Below are 18,304 nucleotides of genomic sequence, written 5' to 3'. Positions count from 1 at the left end.
GCGCGGTGCAGGCCGCACCAGGAGATTGGGAACACAACCGGCCACCGAGCAAGGGGCGCAAAGAGGGGCAAGCCCCCTGTGCGCCTCCGTGCTGGGGAGCGAGTGACAGAGGTGGACTGATGGGGAAATCGCGTCGGGCCCCGGTAGTCGAGTAGCGTTGCCGACCATGCGTCTCGTCATCGCCCGTTGCTCCGTCGACTACGCGGGCCGGCTCACAGCCCACCTGCCCTCCGCCCCCCGTCTGATCCTGGTGAAGGCGGACGGCAGCGTCTCGATCCACGCCGACGACCGGGCGTACAAACCGCTCAACTGGATGTCGCCGCCGTGCACCCTGAAGGAGGGCGCCGGCGAGGAGGCGGGCGTCTGGACCGTGGTGAACAAGGCGGGCGAAAAACTGATCATCACGATGGAGGAAATCCTCCACGACTCCTCGTACGAGCTGGGCGTCGACCCGGGGCTGATCAAGGACGGTGTGGAGGCGCACCTCCAGGAGCTGCTCGCCGACCGGATCGAGATCCTCGGCGAGGGCCACACCCTGATCCGCCGTGAGTACCCGACCGCCATCGGCCCGGTGGACATCCTCTGCCGCGACGCGAACGGCGGGACGGTCGCCGTGGAGCTGAAGCGGCGCGGCGACATCGACGGCGTGGAGCAGCTGACCCGCTATCTGGAGCTGCTCAACCGCGACCCGCATCTCGCGCCGGTCAAGGGCGTCTTCGCGGCCCAGGAGATCAAGCCGCAGGCGCGCGTGCTGGCGACCGACCGGGGCATCGGCTGTCTGGTCCTCGACTACAACGCGATGCGCGGTATCGAGGACGACAAACTGCGCCTGTTCTGACCCACCGTCCGTCCACAGCCGGGTGTCCCATCGCGGGGCACCCGGCTTCCGTGTGTCAGGCCGCCGCCTCGGTGGGGTCGTCGCTCTCCGCCGGAGCGCCGGTGGTGGCCGTCGCCGTGGCGGTGGCGGACTCGGCGGGGCCGCTGGCGGAGGCGGAGGTGTCCGGCGGAGGCGGGCCCGGGTCCGGGGTCTCCGTGGGAGACGGCTCTGACGGGGTCGGATCCGGGTCCGGCTCCGACTCGGAGGGCGTCACGGTCGGGCCGGTGCTCGTGGACTGCGAGGGCCTGGGCGAGCTCCGGGTCGGGGTGGGCTCACCCGGGGTGCTGCTGCTCGGCCCGCTCGACGGCTCTCCCGTACCCGGTGAACTCCCGTCCGGCGACGAGGCGGACGGGGACGGCGAGCCGGAGGTGGTGGGCGCGGCGGAGGTGGAGACGCCCGGAGTGGCGGAGACCTCGTTGCCGGGGGCTCCGTCGTCCGGTGCGGGGACGTCGGCCGGCTGGTCGGCGGGGGTCTCGTCGTCCTCGGTGGACCCGGGTGACGACTGCTCGGTGGTGACGTTACGGCTGCCGCCCGGCTCCTCGGTGTCGCCGGCGGTGAGGCCGAGCGTGACGACGGTGCCGAGCACGGCGATGAGCAGCGCGCCGGCGCCCGCGGCGGCCAGGTTACGCCGCGCGCCGCCGAGGACCGCGCTCCCACCGCCCGCCTTCGGTGCGGCGGCCGGGAACGGGGCCACCACGGTCGGCTCCTCCTCGGCCGTCTGCCGGGCGAAGAGCGGCCCGGCCGGGAGGCCGAACGGCGGCGTACCGGCGAGGAGGTCGTGGCGTACGGCGGGCACCTCGTCGGCCACCTGGGGCCGGGCCGGAGGTGCGAAGCCGCCGGAACGGTCCGCGACGAGGGCCAAGGCGCGGCGGCCGGCCACCGCACCGGACTTGTCGGCGAGCGCGCCGCGCATGGAGATGGAGGTCTCCAGTTCCGTACGGGCCCGGTCGAGGTTGCCGGAGCAGAGTGCGAGGACACCCAACTCATGGTGGAAGTAGGCCTCTTCGGCGACCTCACCGGCGATCCTGGCGGCCTCCTGGCCCGCCCTGAGCGCCTTCTCCCAGGCGCCCCAGCTCATCCCCGCCGCCAGCGCGGGAGCGGCGCTGCGGGCCAGCAGGACGGCCGCGCTGGCCTGGCCCGCGTCGCCGTCGGGCACCAGGCGGCCCATCGCGGCGACGATCGCGTCGGACTCGGCGACGGCCCGCTGCGGTGTGACGGAAGGGTGCGAGACCCACCAGGCGTAGTGCTGGGCGGCGGTACGGGCGTGGGCTGCGGCTTCCTCCGCGTATCCGCCGGCCTCCAGCTGCGCGAGGACACCGGCGGCGAGCCGGTAGCGCGGGCCGGCCGGCGAGAGCAGTCCGCAGCCGGCGAGTTCACCGAGGGCGGCGTCCGCGTGGGTGTCGCCGACGAGGGCCGGCAGATGGGCCTGGTGGGGCACCTCGCCGCCGAGCGCGACGGTGAAGCGCAGGGTCTCGCGGGCCGCCTCGCTGAGCCGGGAGGCGAGCAGGACGGCGGGTGCGGCGCCTTCGCCGAGGCTCGGCAGCGGCACGTCCAGGGTCTCGGCGGTCGGCGCTTCGGGGACCGGCGGCGCGTCGTCCGGGCGTGGCTCGAAGTAGTCGTACTCGTCGAAGGCCGCGGGGTCCGTGTTGAGCCGGTCGCGCTGGCGCAGCAACGATCCGGCCTGGACGAAGCGGAGCGGCAGCCCCTCGGACTCGAACCAGAGGTCGCCGGCCCAGTTCCGCTCGTCCTCGGTCAGCGGGCGCTCGACGACCTTGGCCAGCAGCTCCAGCGAGGCGGAGCGGCCGAGGCCGGCGAGGAGGACCTCCTCCAGGTGCGCGTCGACGCCGGGCGGGGTGAGGTCGGGCGCGGTGCCGAAGAGGAAGGCGCACTCCGGGGTGGCTTCCAGGAGTCCGTCGAGCACGGCGCCGCCGATCTCCAGGTCGTCGACGATCACGACGGCGCCGATGGAGCGGACGAGCGCGAGCAGTTCCTCGGGTCCGGGTCGGTGGAGCGGGGCCTGGTGGATCGCGTCGAAGAGGCCGTACAACAGGTCGGCGGCGGTGCGCCGGTGGCCGCTGAGGCGGACGACGCCGTCGGGTGCCAGGTCCGTGCAGTCGGCGGCGACGGCGTCGAGCAGCGCGGTGCGGCCGGATCCGGCCTGGCCGGTGAGGCGGACGCTGCGGCCGCGGGCCAGCAGGGCCACCAGCCGCTCGCGCTCCTCCTGACGCTCCAGCAGCGGCAGCTGCGGAGCGGGCGGTCCCGCCGGTACGGGTGGTGCGCCGGCGCGTTCGTGGTCGGCGCGCTCGGTGGGTGTGCGGCGGACGGGCGGTTCGGGCTCGGAGCCGGGCGGGCAGGCCTCGACCTCGCTGCCGTCGACGGGGTTGACCGTGAGCAGGAGGTCGCCGACCGTGAGCTGGACGACGCGCACCTGCTGCGGTGCCGGCTGGCCGAAGTCGGCGGCGTTGGACTCCCGGGACGGCCGGCGACGGCCGTCGGAGGGGTCGGAGCCGTCGGCATTCTGCCCGTACTCTTCCGGCCCCTGGTGTGTCGGGTCCATCAACAAGTCCCCCAGACGCGTCGCGCTCGGTTAGCCCCTCCGGCCTCGCACGCCCCGCTGTCGCTTCCGGTCCGGTGCCTGCCTCGGGTGGGTGTCATGGGGCAGACGGCCGAACCCTAGACCTTCGCACAGTATCCACGCACGGGCGGGGTGCCATGCCGTCCGGGACGTCACATTCCGGTGAGGATTGCGCGTCTTGCGCCCCGGAGGTCCCTTCGTACGCGGACGCGCGGCCTCAGACGCGCGGCAGCGAGTCGGCGGCGATCCCGCCCTCGATCGCCAGGATGCGGTGCAGCCGGGTGGCGACCAGGAGGCGCTGCATCTGCGGCGGCACACCGCGCAGCACGAGTCGGCGTCCGGCCCGCCCGGCCCTGCGGTGGGCCCCCATGATGACGCCGAGTCCGGTGGCGTCCCAGGAATTCAGCTCGGTCAGGTCCAGCACCAGATCGCCGGCTCCGTCGTCGACGGCCGAGTGCAGGACCGTACGGGCGTCCGCCGCGCTTCGGACGTCGAGGCGGCCCCCGACGACCAGCTCGGCGTGGTCGCCCCTGATATGCATATGCGCTCCCCTGCTGTTGCTCCGTGGCGAGATCCGTCTGTCTGTTCTTCTCTTCCACAACTGACTGCCGCAGCGACAGGGAAGTTGCCGTCTGTAAGCGAACCGATACCGAATTCACTCGGTGGAGTGACGTCGGTTCGCCGGAGACCGCACACCGCCGGGTACACTCCCCGCCCCGACGGCGGTGGGCCGAAGGGGCAGGGATGCGGCTGCGGTCAGTACGTGTAGAAGCCCTGCCCGCTCTTGCGTCCGATGTCACCTGCGTCGACCATCCGGCGCATCAGCTCGGGGGCCGCGAACTTCTCGTCCTGCGACTCGGTGTAGATGTTGCCCGTGGCGTGGAGCAGGATGTCGACGCCCGTCAGGTCGGCCGTGGCGAGCGGGCCCATGGCGTGGCCGAAGCCGAGCTTGCAGGCGGTGTCGATGTCCTCGGCCGTGGCGACGCCCGACTCGTACAGCTTCGCGGCCTCCACGACGAGGGCCGAGATGAGCCGGGTGGTGACGAAGCCGGCCACATCGCGGTTGACGACGATGCAGGTCTTGCCGACCGACTCGGCGAACTCACGGGCGGTGGCGAGGGTTTCGTCGCTGGTCTTGTAGCCGCGGACGAGCTCGCAGAGCCGCATCATCGGGACCGGCGAGAAGAAGTGCACGCCGACCACGCGCTCCGGACGCTCCGTCACGGCGGCGATCTTGGTGATCGGGATGGCGGAGGTGTTCGAGGCCAGCACGGTGTTCTCGCCGACGACCTTGTCCAGGGCGCGGAAGATCTCGTGCTTGACTTCCAGCTTCTCGAAGACCGCCTCCACCACGACGTCCACGTCCGCGACGGCGTCGAGGTCGGTGGTCGTGGTGATGCGGGCGAGCGCGGCCTCGGCGTCGGACGCCTCCAGCCTGCCCTTGGCGACGAACTTGTCGTACGAGGCCTTGATGCCGTCCAGGCCGCGGGTCAGGGCCGCGTCGGTGACATCCCGCAGCACGACGTCCCAGCCCGCCTGGGCGGAGACCTGCGCGATCCCGGATCCCATGAGTCCGGCACCGATGACGGCGAGCTTCCTGGCCACGTTCGCACCCCTTGTTCTCTGTCCGCCTCTGCGGCGTCTGTTCACGGCGGTTCACATTGCTCTCCGGCGGAGATTAGTACCCGCCGGGGGCGCTGAGGCCGTGAAGAGATGCGCGTCACGTCTCGAATGACGGACATCACACCGAGACGTGTCATTCGGCTCCGCGCCACGCGTAGTTGAGGGCCTGAGCCTTAACTACGCTGGGCCCATGGTCAATCTGACGCGCATCTACACCCGGACCGGCGACCAGGGCACCACGGCCCTCGGCGACATGAGCCGCACCGCCAAGACCGATCTGCGGATCGCGGCGTACGCGGACGCCAACGAGGCCAACGCGGTGATCGGGACCGCCGTGGCGCTGGGGCAGCTGGGCGAGGACGTGGTGAAGGTCCTCGTACGGGTCCAGAACGACCTCTTCGACGTGGGCGCCGACCTGTCGACGCCGGTGGTCGAGGACCCGAAGTACCCGCCGCTGCGCGTGGAGCAGAGTTACGTGGACAAGCTGGAGGCGGACTGCGACCGCTTCCTGGAGGAGCTGGAGAAGCTCCGCAGCTTCATCCTTCCCGGAGGTACGCCGGGGGCCGCGCTGCTCCACCAGGCGTGCACGGTGGTCCGGCGCGCGGAGCGGTCGACCTGGGCGGCGCTGGAGGTGCACGGCGACGTGATGAACACCCTGACCGCCACCTATCTCAACCGCCTCTCCGACCTCCTGTTCATCCTGGCGCGCAGCGCCAACAAGGAGGTCGGGGACGTGCTGTGGGTGCCGGGCGGTGAGCGTTAGAGCCTGCTCGCGGGCTCGCGTCCGACCGCGTCGGTGTTCTTCGGTGCCTGCTTCGGGAAGAGCGTGTAGCCGCCGGCGATGATCACGTTGATGCCGATCACCAGGAGCATCGTCCGCTGCCAGCTCTGGAGCGAGCTGATGGCGCCGCCCGGACCGACGTACCAGACCGCCGCCTGGAGCAGGCCGAGCGCGACCGCCGCGGCGAGGATCCAGCGGGCGGCGGTGCGCCACTCGTGGACGGCTCGGGCCATGCCGTACTTCGGCGGTTTCACCGGCGGCGGGCCGCCGAACCAGCGGTGCGCGACCCAGGCGTCCACCTTCTTGATGGTGTGGTGGCCGAGGCCCACGGTGAAGCCGATGTAGACGGCGGCCAGTCCGTGCTTCCAGTCCGGCTCGGCGCCGTTCCTGAGGTCGATCACGGTCACCACCAGCAGCACGACCTCCAGCAGCGGCTCGCAGAGCAGTACGGCGGCTCCGAGCTTCGGCTTCCGCGCGACGTACCGCAACGCGAGTCCGGCGGCCAGCAGGACCCAGAACGCGACCTCGCAGGCCACGACCAGTAGGGCGATCACAGCACTCTCCTCCCGTTTCCTCCAGCCTCCCGTCCGCCGGGGCCGAAAACGTCGTCGGCGGTGAGGAAACGGGACTGCATCCTTCGATGTAGTGGCGCATCGGCCTGCGAAGGGAGGCCCGGCGGTGGTGCTGCGTGTTGGATGGAGAGGTGTTTCCCGCCATCCGCTTCCACCGCGACGACGTCGTCCTCGCCGTCTCCGGCCTGCTCGGCGGGCTGCTCCTGTGGCGGCTCGGCCTGCACACCCAAGGCGGCCGCCTCTTCTCCGCACCGTGGGTCACGCTCGTACCGCTGACCGCGATGGCCTCGGTGGAGCTGCTGCGGCGCAGCGCTCCGCGCACCGCGCTGGCCGTCGCCACGCTCGCGCTGGTCGCGGACCAGTTCACCCGTGGCAGCCTGGCGACCATCCTGATGTTCACGGACATCGTGTACGCGGCCGTGCTGTACGGGACGCCGGCCGCGGCCCGCCGGATCCCGGTGGCCACGCTGCTGATCACCGTCGCGTCCACGATCGGCTTCCTGGCCTGGTTCCGCAGGCCGGAGGCGCTGCTGATCGGTGTGGTCGTCGGGCTTGTCTCCTTCATTCCCGCGATCACCGGGGTCAGCGTGCGCAGCCACCGCACCGCCGCCGACACCGCCCGGCTGGCCGCCGTGCAGACCGCGCGGCTGGCCGAGATGGACCGGGTCCAGGCGGTGGTCGCCGAGCGGGCCAGGATGGCGCGCGAGCTGCACGACATGGTGGCGGGCCGCCTCTCGGCCGTGGCGATCCACTCCACGGCGGCCCTCTCCATCGACGACCCGGACACCTCGCGGAACGCGCTGAAGGTGATCCGGGAGAACAGCGTGGAGGGGCTCGCGGAGATGCGGCGGCTGATCGGGCTGCTGCGCGAGGGCGGCGAGGAAGGCGCTCCGGCTGCGGCGCCGACGCTGGCGTCGCTGGACGCGCTCATCGAGCAGGCGAACGTCAACGGGGCGCCGGGCGGGCTGGTCTGCACGCTGCAGGACAGCCGTGCGGCGGACTCGCCCGCGCTGCCGACGCCGGTCGAGCTGGCCGCGTACCGGATCGTGCAGGAGTCCCTCACCAACGCGCTCAAGCACGCGGCGCCGGGCCCGGTCACCGTGCGGCTCGGCCTGGCCGGCGAGGCGCTGACGGTCGAGGTGACCAGTGTGTCCGGCAGCCGTCCGGGGCCGACGGCGCCGGGTTCGGGGGCCGGTCTGGTGGGAATGGCGGAGCGGGTGGCGCTGCTCGGCGGGACGTTCGAAGCAGGTGGCGTGGGAGCGGAGTTGTGGCGGGTGCGGGCCGAACTGCCGGTACGGGAGAGGGAGATGCGGGAATGACGATCCGGGTGCTGGTCGCGGAGGACCAGGCGGCGGTACGGGCGGGGCTGGTGCTGATCCTCTCCAGCGCGCCGGACATCGACGTCGTCGGCGAGGCGGGCGACGGCGAGGAGGCGGTGCGGCTGGCGCGTGAACTCCGGCCGGATCTCGTCCTGATGGATGTGCAGATGCCGCGGCTGGACGGCGTGTCGGCGACCCGGCAGGTGGTGGCGGAGGAGCTGGCGGACGTCCTGGTCCTGACCACGTTCGACCTGGACGAGTACGTGTTCGGCGCGCTGCGGGCGGGAGCGTCGGGCTTTCTGCTGAAGAACACCGACGCCCGCGATCTGCTGGAGGCGGTACGGACGGTGGCGCGCGGCGAAGGGCTGATCGCGCCGGCCGTGACGCGGCGGCTGATCGCGGAGTTCGCCGGAACCACGCCCGTACGGAACGGGAGTTCGGCCGATCCGGCGGTGCTGGAGGCGCTGACGCGGCGCGAGCGGGAGGTGCTGGGGTGTCTCGGTGAGGGGCTGTCGAACGCGGAGATCGCGCTGCGCCTGGCGATGGCGGAGGCGACGGTGAAGACGCACGTCAGCCGGTTGCTGGCCAAGCTGGGGCTGCGGAGTCGGGTCCAGGCGGCGGTGCTGGCGCAGGAGTTGGGCGTCTGACGACGGCTGGGTGCCGGGCGCGGTCCGGGGCCGCGAAAGGCCGGATTCCGGTCCGAATTCGGGCCGGTTCCGGCCTTCGGTCTTTGGTCCAGACCTCTTGACGATTGGTCCAGACCTTCCTAATGTCACCCATCACACACTGCGGTGAGTACGAGAGCACCCGTACTCAGGGCGGCGCAGGGTTTGCAGTCCACCGAATCATCCCCGTTTGCTGGACCTCACCCGAGGAGCACCGTTGAGCACTGATACTCCCCCACGCCGTTCCCGATTCAGATGGATCCCGCTGCGCAGCGGCCGGTCCAAGGTCATCGCCGGTCTCACCGCGCTCGCCGTGCCGTTCGCCGCGATGGTGGGTCTCGCCACTCCGGCGGCGGCAGCCACCTCGGCCACCGCCACGTACACCAAGAAGTCGGACTGGGGCGGCGGCTTCGAGGGCCAGTGGACGGTGAAGAACACCGGCACCACGGCGCTCTCCTCCTGGACCATCGAGTGGGACTACCCCGCCGGGACCCGGGTCAACTCCGCCTGGGACGCCACCGTCACCAACTCGGGCAACAGCTGGACCGCCAAGAACCTCGGCTGGAACGGCAGCATCGCGCCCGGTGCCAGCCTCAGCTTCGGCTTCAACGGCTCCGGCCCCGGCGCGCCTTCCGGCTGCAAGCTGAACGGCGCCTCCTGTGACGGCTCCACCGTCCCCGGCGACAACCCGCCCTCCGTTCCCGGCGCACCCACCACCAGCGACGTCACCGACACCTCGGTGAAGCTGAGCTGGAGCGCGGCCACCGACGACAAGGGCGTCAAGAACTACGACGTCCTGCGCAACGGCGCCAAGATCGCCACGGTCACCGGCACCACGTACACCAACACCGGACTGACCGCCGGCACCGACTACACGTACGCCGTGCAGGCCCGCGACACCATCGACCAGCTCGGCCCCCTCTCCGCCTCCGTCTCGGTGCGCACCACCGGCGGTGGCGGCGGCGAGCAGCCCGGCGGCGACAAGATCAACCTGGGCTACTTCACCAACTGGGGCGTCTACGGGCGCAACTACCACGTCAAGAACCTGGTGACGTCCGGCTCCGCGGCGAAGATCACGCACATCAACTACGCCTTCGGCAACGTGCAGAACGGCCGGTGCACCATCGGTGACTCCTACGCCGACTACGACAAGGCGTACACCGCCGACCAGTCCGTCGACGGCAAGGCCGACACCTGGGACCAGCCGCTGCGTGGCAACTTCAACCAGCTGCGCAAGCTGAAGGCCCAGTACCCGCACATCAAGATCCTCTGGTCGTTCGGCGGCTGGACCTGGTCCGGCGGCTTCCCTCAGGCCGCACAGAACCCCGCCGCCTTCGCGCAGTCCTGCTACGACCTGGTCGAGGACCCGCGCTGGGCCGATGTCTTCGACGGCATCGACCTCGACTGGGAGTACCCGAACGCCTGCGGTCTGACCTGTGACACCAGCGGCCCGACCGCGCTGACGAAGCTCGCCGCCGCCACGAAGGCCAAGTTCGGCGCGGGCAACCTGGTCACCGCCGCCATTACCGCGGACGGCTCGGCCGGCGGCAAGATCGACGCCGCCGACTACGCGGGCGCCGCGCAGTCGTTCGACTGGTACAACGTGATGACGTACGACTTCTTCGGCGCCTGGGCGGCCAAGGGCCCGACGGCCCCGCACTCGCCGCTGACCCCGTACACCGGCATCCCGCAGGAGGGCTTCACCTCCGCCGACGCCATCGCCAAGCTGAAGGCCAAGGGCGTCCCGGCCAAGAAGCTGCTCCTCGGCATCGGCTTCTACGGCCGCGGCTGGACCGGCGTCACCCAGGCCGCTCCCGGCGGCACGGCGACCGGCGCGGCCCCGGGCACGTACGAGGCGGGCATCGAGGACTACAAGGTCCTCAAGAACACCTGCCCGGCCACCGGCACCATCGCCGGTACGGCCTACGCGCACTGCGGCACCAACTGGTGGAGCTACGACACCCCGGCCACCATCGGCTCCAAGATGACCTGGGCGAAGAACCAGGGCCTCGGTGGCGCGTTCTTCTGGGAGTTCTCCGGTGACACCACCAACGGTGAACTGGTGAGCGCGATCAACAGCGGTCTCAAGTAGCCCTCACGCCGTAACAACACCAGCGCCACCCCCCGAAAGCGCCGGGGAGACGGGTCCGCCCCCCGTCTCCCCGGCTTTTCGCCGTGTACGGGCCTTCGCCCTACGCCACGTTGACTCTCTGGCCGGGCGGTGCCGCCTCCAGCCAGGCGAGGAAGCCGGTCAGCGCGTCCTCGCTCATCGCCAGCTCCAGGCGGGTCCCGCGGTGGAGACAGCCGAGCACGACGGAGTCGGAGAGGAGCGCCAGCTCCTCCTCACCCTCCGGCAGGCGGCGGGCGATCACCTCGATCGCAGAACGCTCCAGGCCCCGACGGGGGCGAGGAGCGTAGGAGAAGACACGGAACCAGTCGACACGGTCACCGCTGTAGCGGGCGACGCCGTAGACCCAGCCTTTGCCGGAGGGGTCCGGCTCCTCGGAGACATCCCAGCGGAGCGAACAGTCGAAGGTGCCTCCGGACCGCTGGATCAGCCGCCGGCGCAGACCGAAGACGAACAATCCCACCAGGACCAGCACGATGACGGACACGCCCACCCACAACGCGAGGACCATCTCCACCGACCTCCTCGCATCGTCGAGTAACGGATAACGAACCGATTCGAACTGCATTGCACCTGCATCGCCTCAGCCGCGACACGGCTGGATTTCTCCAGCTCGGGCCGCGGCTGAGTAAAAACATCTGTCCGTGGGGGTGCTAGTGCACCGCCACCGCACGGAGACGGATCTCGGCGCGCCGCTCGGCGGCTCCGTCCGCGTCCGACTTCGCACGCTCTAGCGCACGCTCGGCGCGCTGGACATCGATCTCGTCCGCCAGCTCGACGATCTCAGCCAGCAGCGACAGCTTGTTGTCCGCGAACGAGATGAAACCACCGTGCACAGCGGCGATGACGGTACCGCCCTCGCTCGTGCGGATCGTCACCGGGCCCGATTCCAGCACACCGAGAAGCGGCTGGTGACCGGGCATGATGCCGATGTCGCCGGACGTGGTACGCGCGACGACCAGGGTGGCCTCGCCGGACCAGACACTGCGGTCCGCGGCGACCAGCTCCACATGCAGCTCAGCAGCCAAGGAGACTCCTCGGGTCACCACCCGGCCGCCTGGCCGGGTGTCGGTTCAATTCTACGGGGCGTGGTGAGGGGGGCGGGACCAGCCCCACCCCCCTCGGTGAGCCGACGGCTCAGGAGACGCCGAGCTCCTTGGCCTTCGCCTTGAGGTCGTCCAGGCCACCGCACATGAAGAACGCCTGCTCGGGGAAGTGGTCGTAGTCCCCGTCGCAGATCGCGTTGAACGCGGCGATCGACTCGTCGAGCGGGACGTCCGAACCGTCCAGGCCGGTGAACTGCTTGGCGGCGTGGGTGTTCTGCGACAGGAAGCGCTCGACGCGACGGGCACGGTGGACGACGAGCTTGTCCTCCTCGCCCAGCTCGTCGATACCGAGGATCGCGATGATGTCCTGGAGGTCCTTGTACTTCTGCAGGATCCCCTTGACGCGGCTGGCCGCGGCGTAGTGGTCCTGGGAGATGTAACGCGGGTCCAGGATGCGGGACGTGGAGTCCAGCGGGTCCACGGCCGGGTAGATGCCCTTCTCGGAGATCGGACGGGAGAGAACCGTCGTCGCGTCGAGGTGGGCGAACGTGGTGGCCGGGGCCGGGTCGGTCAGGTCGTCCGCGGGGACGTAGATCGCCTGCATCGAGGTGATCGAGTGACCACGCGTCGAGGTGATGCGCTCCTGGAGCACACCCATCTCGTCGGCCAGGGTCGGCTGGTAACCCACCGCGGACGGCATGCGGCCGAGCAGCGTGGAGACCTCGGAACCGGCCTGCGTGAAGCGGAAGATGTTGTCGATGAAGAGCAGCACGTCCTGCTTCTGCACATCGCGGAAGTACTCCGCCATGGTCAGGGCGGACAGGGCCACGCGCAGACGCGTCCCCGGCGGCTCGTCCATCTGGCCGAAGACGAGCGCGGTCTTCTCCAGAACGCCCGACTCGGTCATCTCGTCGATGAGGTCGTTGCCCTCACGGGTGCGCTCACCGACACCGGCGAACACCGACACACCGTCGTGCAGCTTCGCCACACGCATGATCATTTCCTGGATGAGGACCGTCTTGCCGACGCCCGCACCACCGAACAGACCGATCTTGCCGCCCTTGACGTACGGGGTCAGCAGGTCGACGACCTTCAGGCCGGTCTCGAACATCTCGGTCTTGGACTCGAGCTGGTCGAAGGCCGGGGCCTTGCGGTGGATCGGCCAGCGCTCGGTGATCTGCGCCTCGGCCTCCGGCTCGTTCAGGATCTGACCGAGGGTGTTGAACACCTTGCCCTTGGTGATGTCACCGACGGGGACGGTGATGCCCTTGCCCGTGTCGGTCACCGCGGCCTGGCGGACCAGGCCGTCGGTGGGCTGCATCGAGATCGCGCGGACCACGCCGTCACCCAGGTGCTGGGCGACTTCGAGGGTCAGCGTCTTGCGGGCGCCGGCCTCGGCCGGGTCGTCCACGTCGACGTGAAGGGCGTTGTAGATCTCCGGCATCGCGTCGACGGGGAACTCCACGTCGACGACCGGGCCGATGACCCGGGCGACGCGGCCCGTGGCAGCGGCCGTCTCAACTGTGGTCGTCATTACTTGTCACTCCCCGCGGTCGCGTCGGCCAGAGCACTGGCACCGCCGACGATCTCGCTGATTTCCTGGGTGATTTCGGCCTGGCGGGCCGCGTTGGCAAGCCGGGAGAGGCTCTTGATGAGATCCCCGGCGTTGTCGGTCGCCGACTTCATCGCGCGGCGGCGGGCGGCGTGCTCGGAAGCGGCGGCCTGCAGCAGTGCGTTGTAGATACGGCTCTCGACGTAGCGCGGCAGAAGGGCGTCCAGGACGTCCTCGGCCGACGGCTCGAACTCGAACAGCGGAAGGATCTCGCCCTTGCGGGTGCTCTCCTCCGCCACCTCGTCGAGCGAAAGCGGCAGCATCCGGTCGTCGAACGCGTTCTGCGTCATCATCGACACGAATTCCGTGAAGACGATGTGCAGCTCGTCGACGCCGCCCTCGGCCGTCTCCTTCTGGATGGCCTCGATCAACGGGGCGGCGATGCGCTTGGCATCGGAGTACGCCGGGTTGTCGGTGAAGCCGGTCCAGGAGTCCTCGACCTTGCGCTCGCGGAAGCCGTAGTACGCGACACCCTTACGGCCGACGATGTACGTGTCGACCTCCTTGCCCTCGGAGGCAAGGCGCTCCCGCAGCCGCTCCGCCGCCTTGATGGCGTTGGAGGAGTAGCCGCCGGCCAGACCGCGGTCGCTCGTGACGAGCAGGACCGCGGCGCGGGTCGGCGCTTCGGCTTCGGTGGTGAGCGGGTGCTTGGCGTTGGAGCCGGTCGCCACCGCGGTCACCGCACGGGTGAGCTCGGTCGCGTACGGCATCGACGCCGCCACCTTGCGCTGCGCCTTGACGATGCGCGAGGCGGCGATCATCTCCATCGCCTTGGTGATCTTCTTGGTCGCGGTGACGGCTTGGATGCGGCGCTTGTAAACGCGAAGCTGAGCGCCCATCGATCAGCCCTCGCCCAGGAGCTTGCCGTCCGAGGTCTCGAACTGCTGCTTGAAGGCGGCGATCGCGTCGGCGATCGACTGCAGCGTGTCGTCGGACATCTTGCCGCCCTCGGCGATGCTGGTCAGGAGGTCCTTGCGCTCGCGGCGCAGGTACTCCAGCAGCTCGGACTCGAAGCGGCGGATGTCCTCGACCGGGACGTCGTCCATCTTGCCGGTGGTGCCGGCCCAGACGGAGACGACCTGCTCCTCCATCGGGAACGGGGCGTACTGGGGCTGCTTCAGCAGCTCGACCATGCGCTTACCGCGCTCCAGCGATGCCTTCGAGGCCGCGTCCAGGTCGGAACCGAAGGCGGCGAACGCCTCCAGCTCGCGGTACTGGGCGAGGTCCACGCGGAGCCGGCCGGAGACCTGCTTCATGGCCTTGTGCTGGGCGGAGCCACCGACTCGGGAGACCGAGATACCGACGTTGAGCGCCGGACGCTGACCCGCGTTGAACAGGTCGGACTCCAGGAAGCACTGGCCGTCGGTGATGGAGATGACGTTGGTCGGGATGAACGCCGACACGTCGTTCGCCTTGGTCTCGACGATCGGGAGGCCCGTCATCGAGCCGGCACCCATCTCGTCGGAGAGCTTGGCGCAGCGCTCCAGCAGACGCGAGTGCAGGTAGAAGACGTCACCCGGGTAGGCCTCACGGCCCGGCGGGCGGCGCAGCAGCAGGGACACGGCGCGGTAGGCGTCGGCCTGCTTCGAGAGGTCGTCGAAGATGATCAGGACGTGCTTGCCCTGGTACATCCAGTGCTGGCCGATGGCCGAACCGGTGTACGGCGCCAGGTACTTGAAGCCGGCCGGGTCGGACGCCGGGGCGGCGACGATGGTCGTGTACTCCAGCGCGCCGGCCTCTTCGAGCGCACCACGCACGGAGGCGATGGTGGAGCCCTTCTGACCGATGGCGACGTAGATGCAGCGCACCTGCTTGTTCACGTCGCCCGAGCGCCAGTTGTCGCGCTGGTTGATGATCGTGTCGACGGCCAGCGCGGTCTTACCCGTCTGACGGTCGCCGATGATCAGCTGACGCTGGCCGCGGCCGATCGGCACCATGGCGTCGACGGCCTTGTAGCCGGTCTGCATCGGCTCGTGCACCGACTTGCGGACCATGACGCCAGGGGCCTGCAGCTCGAGGGCGCGGCGGCTGTCGGTCTCGATCTCGCCGAGGCCGTCGATCGGGTTGCCGAGCGGGTCGACGACGCGGCCGAGGTAACCCTCGCCGACGCCGACGGAGAGCACCTCACCGGTGCGCTGCACCGGCTGGCCCTCCTCGATTCCGCTGAACTCGCCGAGGACGATCGCACCGATCTCGCGCTCCTCGAGGTTGAGGGCGAGACCGAGGGTGCCGTCCTCGAACTTCAGCAGCTCGTTCGCCATGGCGGAGGGCAGGCCCTCCACCTTCGCGATGCCGTCGCCGGCAACGCTGACCGTACCGACCTCCTCGCGCGAGGCCGCGTCCGGCTGGTACGACTGGACAAAGTTCTCCAGTGCGTCCCGGATCTCCTCCGGCCGGATCGTGAGCTCCGCCATCTGGGTTCCCTGCTCTCCTTGTTGGGCCCGAAGTTTCTTAAGGGGGTCTGGGGGCCGACCCCCAGGAATCTTCTGCAATTTCTGCACGGCCCAACCGGGCCGCTGGTCTTGCTTGTTCTTCTGCGCTGCGCTGTGTCAGCCGGCCATGCGCCGGGTCGCCTCGTCGAGGCGATCCGCGACGGTGCCGTTGATGATCTCGTCACCGACGCGCACCGAGATCCCGCCGAGGACCGCGGGGTCCACGTCCAGGTTCAGGTGCATGTCGCGGCCGTACAGCTTCGCCAGAGCGGCGCCGAGGCGCTGCTTCTGCCGGTCGCTGAGCGGCACCGCCGAGGTGACGACGGCGACCGCGCGGTCGCGGCGCTCCGCGGCCAGCTTGGACAGGGATTCGATCCCTGCCTCCAGGCTACGTCCCCGCGGCTGCGTCACCAGGCGGACGATGATCCGCTCGGTGACCGGCTGCGCCTTGCCGCCGAGCAGGCTGCGCAGCAGCTCGCTCTTGGCCGAGGCGGTGGCCGTACGGCTGGTGAGCGCCGAACGCAGCTCCGTGTCGGAGCCGACGATCCGGCCGAACCGGAACAGCTCGTCCTCGACGTCGTCGAGGGCGCCGCCGCGCTGGGCGGCGGTGAGGTCTGCCGTGTTCGCCAGCTCCTCGACCGAGTCCACCAGATCACGCGACTGCGACCAGCGGGAGCGGACCAGCCCGGAGACCAGGTCGACGGCTTCGCCGCTGACCTGACCGCTGAGCAGGCGCGCGGCCAGCTCGGCCTTGCTCTCGCCGCTCTGGGCCGGGTCCGTGAGGACCCGGCGCAGGGAAACTTCGCGGTCGAGCAGCGCGGTGACCGATGCCAGGTCGTCGGCGAGGGCCGCCGCGTCGACCGACGTGTTGTCGGTCAGCGCGTCGAGCCGCTCGCGTGCGGCGGCCAGTGCCTCGCGGCTCGCACCGTTCATCGGGCAGCCTCGGCCTTCGCCTCGAGCTCGTCGAGGAAACGGTCGACGGTGCCGCTCTGCCGGGCGTGGTCCTGGAGGGACTCGCCGACGAGCTTGCCGGCCAGGTCGGTGGCGAGCTTGCCCACGTCCTGACGCAGCGCGGAGGCAGCGGCCTTGCGGTCGGCCTCGATCTGGGTGTGGCCGGCGGCGATGATCTCTTCGCGCTGCCGCTGACCTTCCGCCTTCATCTCCTGGATGATGACGGCACCCTGCTCCTGCGCCTCCTGGCGCAGACGAGCGGCCTCGTGGCGGGCCTCTGCGAGCTGAGCCTTGTACTGCTCAAGAACGCTCTGCGCCTCGGTCTGAGCCGCTTCGGCCTTCTCGATGCCACCTTCGATCGCCTCGCGACGCTCGTCCAGGGCCTTGTTGATGGCCGGGAGGAGCTTCTTGTAGAAGACGAAGAAGACGATGCTGAAGCAGATCAGGCCGATGACAATCTCGGGCCAGACCGGAAACAGCGGTGACTGCGGCTCCTCAGCTGCCAGATGCAACATGGTGGACCTTTCGTCGAAAACGTATCGTCAGGTCGCCTGGACTACTTCGGGTAGATGAAGGGCGCGACGAAGCCGATGAGCGCCAGGGCCTCGATGACCGCGAAGCCGAGCAGCATGTTCTGGCGGATGATGCCGGCCGCCTCGGGCTGGCGGGCGATGGCCTGCACACCGTTACCGAAGATGATGCCGATGCCGACGCCGGGGCCGATCGCCGCGAGGCCGTAGCCGATGGTGCCGATGTTGCCCGTGACGGCTGCGAGAGTCTCAGACATGGATCTGTGATTCCTTCTCTTGAGTGGCCGGTGGAGATTGCATCCACCGGACGTCTAGGGGGTGTCCGGGTGGTGGCCCGGGTGTCCTCAGTGCGCTTCTTCGAGCGCCTGGGACAAGTACGTGGCGGTCAGCACGGTGAACACGTAGGCCTGGAGCGCCTGAATGAACATCTCGAAGACGGTCAGGGCCAGCGTCACGGCGAACGAGGCGGTGGCGTACACGGTGCCGAGCACGGTGCCGAGCATGTACCAGGTCGCGATCGTGAAGACCAGGATGAGGATGTGACCCGCGAACATGTTCGCGAAGAGCCGGACCGCCAGCGTGAAGGGGCGCACGAAGATGTTCGAGACGAACTCGATCGGCGTCAGGATCACGTAGATCGGCTTGGGCAGGCCGCTCGGCACGCACAGGTTGCGGATACCGCCGACGAAACCGTTGTTCCGGAAGGTCACCGACATGTAGACGACCCAGACGAGCAGGGCCAGTCCGACCGGGTAGGCGATGAGCGAGGTCACCGGGAACTGTGCGAGCGGGATGATCGCCCACAGGTTCATCACCCAGATGAAGAAGAAGAGCGACACCAGCAGCGGGACGAAGGGCTCGCCCTTCTTGCCGATGATCTCCTTGGCGATGCCTCGGTGCACGAAGTCGTAGAGGATCTCGGCGACCGACTGCAGCTTGCCGGGAATGACCTTGGGCTTGGAGAAGCCGGCCCAGAACAGGCTCACGATGACGATCGTTCCGATGATCGCCAGCAGCATCGGCTTGTTGAAGTCGACCGGACCGATACTGAAGATCGGGTCGAAGATGAACGACCACGCGCTCGGGGCTGGGAATCCGCACGAGCCCTGGAACAGGTGGCAGTCAACCTCGAAGGCGAGCGTCTGGGCGTCAGCAGTCACCAGGAGCTCCTTCTGCATGGCGCATGGATACGG

Annotated in this window: 18 protein-coding genes; 5 read left to right on the top strand and 13 right to left on the bottom strand. The window is 69.7% G+C overall.

Annotated features, from left to right (window positions below; genetic code table 11):
- Positions 1-166: 166 nt before the first annotated feature.
- Positions 167-838 carry an endonuclease NucS gene (nucS, locus tag ABZ267_RS03390; RefSeq protein WP_356748043.1) on the top strand — a complete coding sequence of 224 codons (672 nt, stop codon included), beginning with the start codon at positions 167-169 and terminating at the stop codon, positions 836-838.
- Positions 839-893: 55 nt separating this feature from the next.
- Here the strand turns inward: nucS and ABZ267_RS03385 are convergent, their stop codons facing one another.
- From ABZ267_RS03385 to ABZ267_RS03375, 3 genes are all read right to left on the bottom strand, one after another.
- The gene (locus ABZ267_RS03385; RefSeq protein ID WP_356748041.1) at positions 894-3,434 is read right to left on the bottom strand and encodes an ATP-binding protein; all 2,541 of its coding nucleotides are present in this window, start codon (positions 3,432-3,434) and stop codon (positions 894-896) included.
- Between the two features lie 235 nt (positions 3,435-3,669).
- Positions 3,670-3,993 carry an STAS domain-containing protein gene (locus ABZ267_RS03380; RefSeq protein ID WP_018492200.1) on the bottom strand — a complete coding sequence of 108 codons (324 nt, stop codon included), beginning with the start codon at positions 3,991-3,993 and terminating at the stop codon, positions 3,670-3,672.
- 215 nt (positions 3,994-4,208) lie between these two features.
- On the bottom strand, positions 4,209-5,057 hold the full coding sequence (locus tag ABZ267_RS03375) for a 3-hydroxyacyl-CoA dehydrogenase family protein (RefSeq protein ID WP_356748039.1): 849 nt from the start codon (positions 5,055-5,057) through the stop codon (positions 4,209-4,211).
- 208 nt (positions 5,058-5,265) lie between these two features.
- On the opposite strand from ABZ267_RS03375, the gene ABZ267_RS03370 reads away from it, so the two are divergent.
- A complete protein-coding gene (locus ABZ267_RS03370; protein ID WP_356748037.1) occupies positions 5,266-5,838 on the top strand; it encodes a cob(I)yrinic acid a,c-diamide adenosyltransferase in 573 nt (190 codons plus the stop codon).
- Here ABZ267_RS03370 and ABZ267_RS03365 read toward each other — a convergent pair.
- Positions 5,835-6,410, bottom strand: a complete 576-nt coding sequence (locus ABZ267_RS03365) for a hypothetical protein (RefSeq protein ID WP_356748035.1) — start codon at positions 6,408-6,410, stop codon at positions 5,835-5,837. The genes ABZ267_RS03370 and ABZ267_RS03365 overlap by 4 nt on opposite strands.
- Before the next feature lie 149 nt (positions 6,411-6,559).
- Here ABZ267_RS03365 and ABZ267_RS03360 point away from each other — a divergent pair, with 149 nt between their 5' ends.
- From ABZ267_RS03360 to ABZ267_RS03350, 3 genes are all read left to right on the top strand, one after another.
- The gene (locus tag ABZ267_RS03360; RefSeq protein WP_356748358.1) at positions 6,560-7,747 is read left to right on the top strand and encodes a histidine kinase; all 1,188 of its coding nucleotides are present in this window, start codon (positions 6,560-6,562) and stop codon (positions 7,745-7,747) included.
- The gene (locus tag ABZ267_RS03355) at positions 7,744-8,394 is read left to right on the top strand and encodes a response regulator transcription factor (protein WP_356363701.1); all 651 of its coding nucleotides are present in this window, start codon (positions 7,744-7,746) and stop codon (positions 8,392-8,394) included. Before ABZ267_RS03360 ends, ABZ267_RS03355 begins: the two co-directional genes overlap by 4 nt.
- Positions 8,395-8,629: 235 nt before the next feature.
- Positions 8,630-10,504: a glycoside hydrolase family 18 chitinase gene (locus ABZ267_RS03350; protein WP_356748033.1), complete on the top strand. Its 1,875-nt coding sequence runs from the start codon at positions 8,630-8,632 to the stop codon at positions 10,502-10,504.
- A gap of 100 nt (positions 10,505-10,604) precedes the next feature.
- On the opposite strand, the gene ABZ267_RS03345 is transcribed toward ABZ267_RS03350, so the two are convergent.
- The 9 genes from ABZ267_RS03345 to atpB form a co-directional block, all read right to left on the bottom strand.
- On the bottom strand, positions 10,605-11,051 hold the full coding sequence (locus ABZ267_RS03345) for a DUF2550 domain-containing protein (RefSeq protein ID WP_030569125.1): 447 nt from the start codon (positions 11,049-11,051) through the stop codon (positions 10,605-10,607).
- Positions 11,052-11,193: 142 nt separating this feature from the next.
- Complete coding sequence (locus ABZ267_RS03340) at positions 11,194-11,568, bottom strand: F0F1 ATP synthase subunit epsilon (RefSeq protein ID WP_356748031.1); 375 nt, start codon at positions 11,566-11,568, stop codon at positions 11,194-11,196.
- 109 nt (positions 11,569-11,677) lie between these two features.
- Entirely contained in the window at positions 11,678-13,120 is a 1,443-nt protein-coding gene (atpD, locus tag ABZ267_RS03335) for a F0F1 ATP synthase subunit beta (RefSeq protein WP_356748029.1), read from the bottom strand.
- On the bottom strand, positions 13,120-14,037 hold the full coding sequence (locus ABZ267_RS03330; RefSeq protein WP_356748027.1) for a F0F1 ATP synthase subunit gamma: 918 nt from the start codon (positions 14,035-14,037) through the stop codon (positions 13,120-13,122). The genes atpD and ABZ267_RS03330 overlap by 1 nt, the downstream gene beginning before the upstream one ends.
- Positions 14,038-14,040: 3 nt before the next feature.
- A complete protein-coding gene (gene atpA / locus ABZ267_RS03325; protein WP_356748025.1) occupies positions 14,041-15,612 on the bottom strand; it encodes a F0F1 ATP synthase subunit alpha in 1,572 nt (523 codons plus the stop codon).
- 135 nt (positions 15,613-15,747) lie between these two features.
- Positions 15,748-16,563, bottom strand: a complete 816-nt coding sequence (locus ABZ267_RS03320; protein ID WP_356748023.1) for a F0F1 ATP synthase subunit delta — start codon at positions 16,561-16,563, stop codon at positions 15,748-15,750.
- Positions 16,560-17,096: a F0F1 ATP synthase subunit B gene (locus tag ABZ267_RS03315; protein ID WP_015611376.1), complete on the bottom strand. Its 537-nt coding sequence runs from the start codon at positions 17,094-17,096 to the stop codon at positions 16,560-16,562. Before ABZ267_RS03315 ends, ABZ267_RS03320 begins: the two co-directional genes overlap by 4 nt.
- A 41-nt stretch (positions 17,097-17,137) precedes the next feature.
- On the bottom strand, positions 17,138-17,368 hold the full coding sequence (gene atpE / locus ABZ267_RS03310; RefSeq protein WP_015611375.1) for an ATP synthase F0 subunit C: 231 nt from the start codon (positions 17,366-17,368) through the stop codon (positions 17,138-17,140).
- Between the two features lie 87 nt (positions 17,369-17,455).
- Complete coding sequence (atpB, locus tag ABZ267_RS03305) at positions 17,456-18,289, bottom strand: F0F1 ATP synthase subunit A (protein WP_356748020.1); 834 nt, start codon at positions 18,287-18,289, stop codon at positions 17,456-17,458.
- Between the last annotated feature and the right edge of the window lie 15 nt (positions 18,290-18,304).

It is taken from the genome of Streptomyces sp. NPDC006174, from assembly GCF_040614075.1.
Classification (GTDB): domain Bacteria; phylum Actinomycetota; class Actinomycetes; order Streptomycetales; family Streptomycetaceae; genus Streptomyces.
The sequence above is the reverse complement of the archived record's forward strand: the minus strand, read 5'-3'. Positions and strand labels throughout refer to the sequence as shown.

Coding starts and splice junctions, on each gene's coding strand:
- nucS (WP_356748043.1), top strand. CDS start 167: ATGCGTCTCGTCATCGCCCGTTGCTCCGTCGACTACGCGGGCCGGCTC.
- ABZ267_RS03385 (WP_356748041.1), bottom strand. CDS start 3,434: ATGGACCCGACACACCAGGGGCCGGAAGAGTACGGGCAGAATGCCGAC.
- ABZ267_RS03380 (WP_018492200.1), bottom strand. CDS start 3,993: ATGCATATCAGGGGCGACCACGCCGAGCTGGTCGTCGGGGGCCGCCTC.
- ABZ267_RS03370 (WP_356748037.1), top strand. CDS start 5,266: ATGGTCAATCTGACGCGCATCTACACCCGGACCGGCGACCAGGGCACC.
- ABZ267_RS03355 (WP_356363701.1), top strand. CDS start 7,744: ATGACGATCCGGGTGCTGGTCGCGGAGGACCAGGCGGCGGTACGGGCG.
- ABZ267_RS03345 (WP_030569125.1), bottom strand. CDS start 11,051: ATGGTCCTCGCGTTGTGGGTGGGCGTGTCCGTCATCGTGCTGGTCCTG.
- atpD (WP_356748029.1), bottom strand. CDS start 13,120: ATGACGACCACAGTTGAGACGGCCGCTGCCACGGGCCGCGTCGCCCGG.
- ABZ267_RS03330 (WP_356748027.1), bottom strand. CDS start 14,037: ATGGGCGCTCAGCTTCGCGTTTACAAGCGCCGCATCCAAGCCGTCACC.
- atpA (WP_356748025.1), bottom strand. CDS start 15,612: ATGGCGGAGCTCACGATCCGGCCGGAGGAGATCCGGGACGCACTGGAG.
- ABZ267_RS03320 (WP_356748023.1), bottom strand. CDS start 16,563: ATGAACGGTGCGAGCCGCGAGGCACTGGCCGCCGCACGCGAGCGGCTC.
- ABZ267_RS03315 (WP_015611376.1), bottom strand. CDS start 17,096: ATGTTGCATCTGGCAGCTGAGGAGCCGCAGTCACCGCTGTTTCCGGTC.
- atpE (WP_015611375.1), bottom strand. CDS start 17,368: ATGTCTGAGACTCTCGCAGCCGTCACGGGCAACATCGGCACCATCGGC.
- atpB (WP_356748020.1), bottom strand. CDS start 18,289: ATGCAGAAGGAGCTCCTGGTGACTGCTGACGCCCAGACGCTCGCCTTC.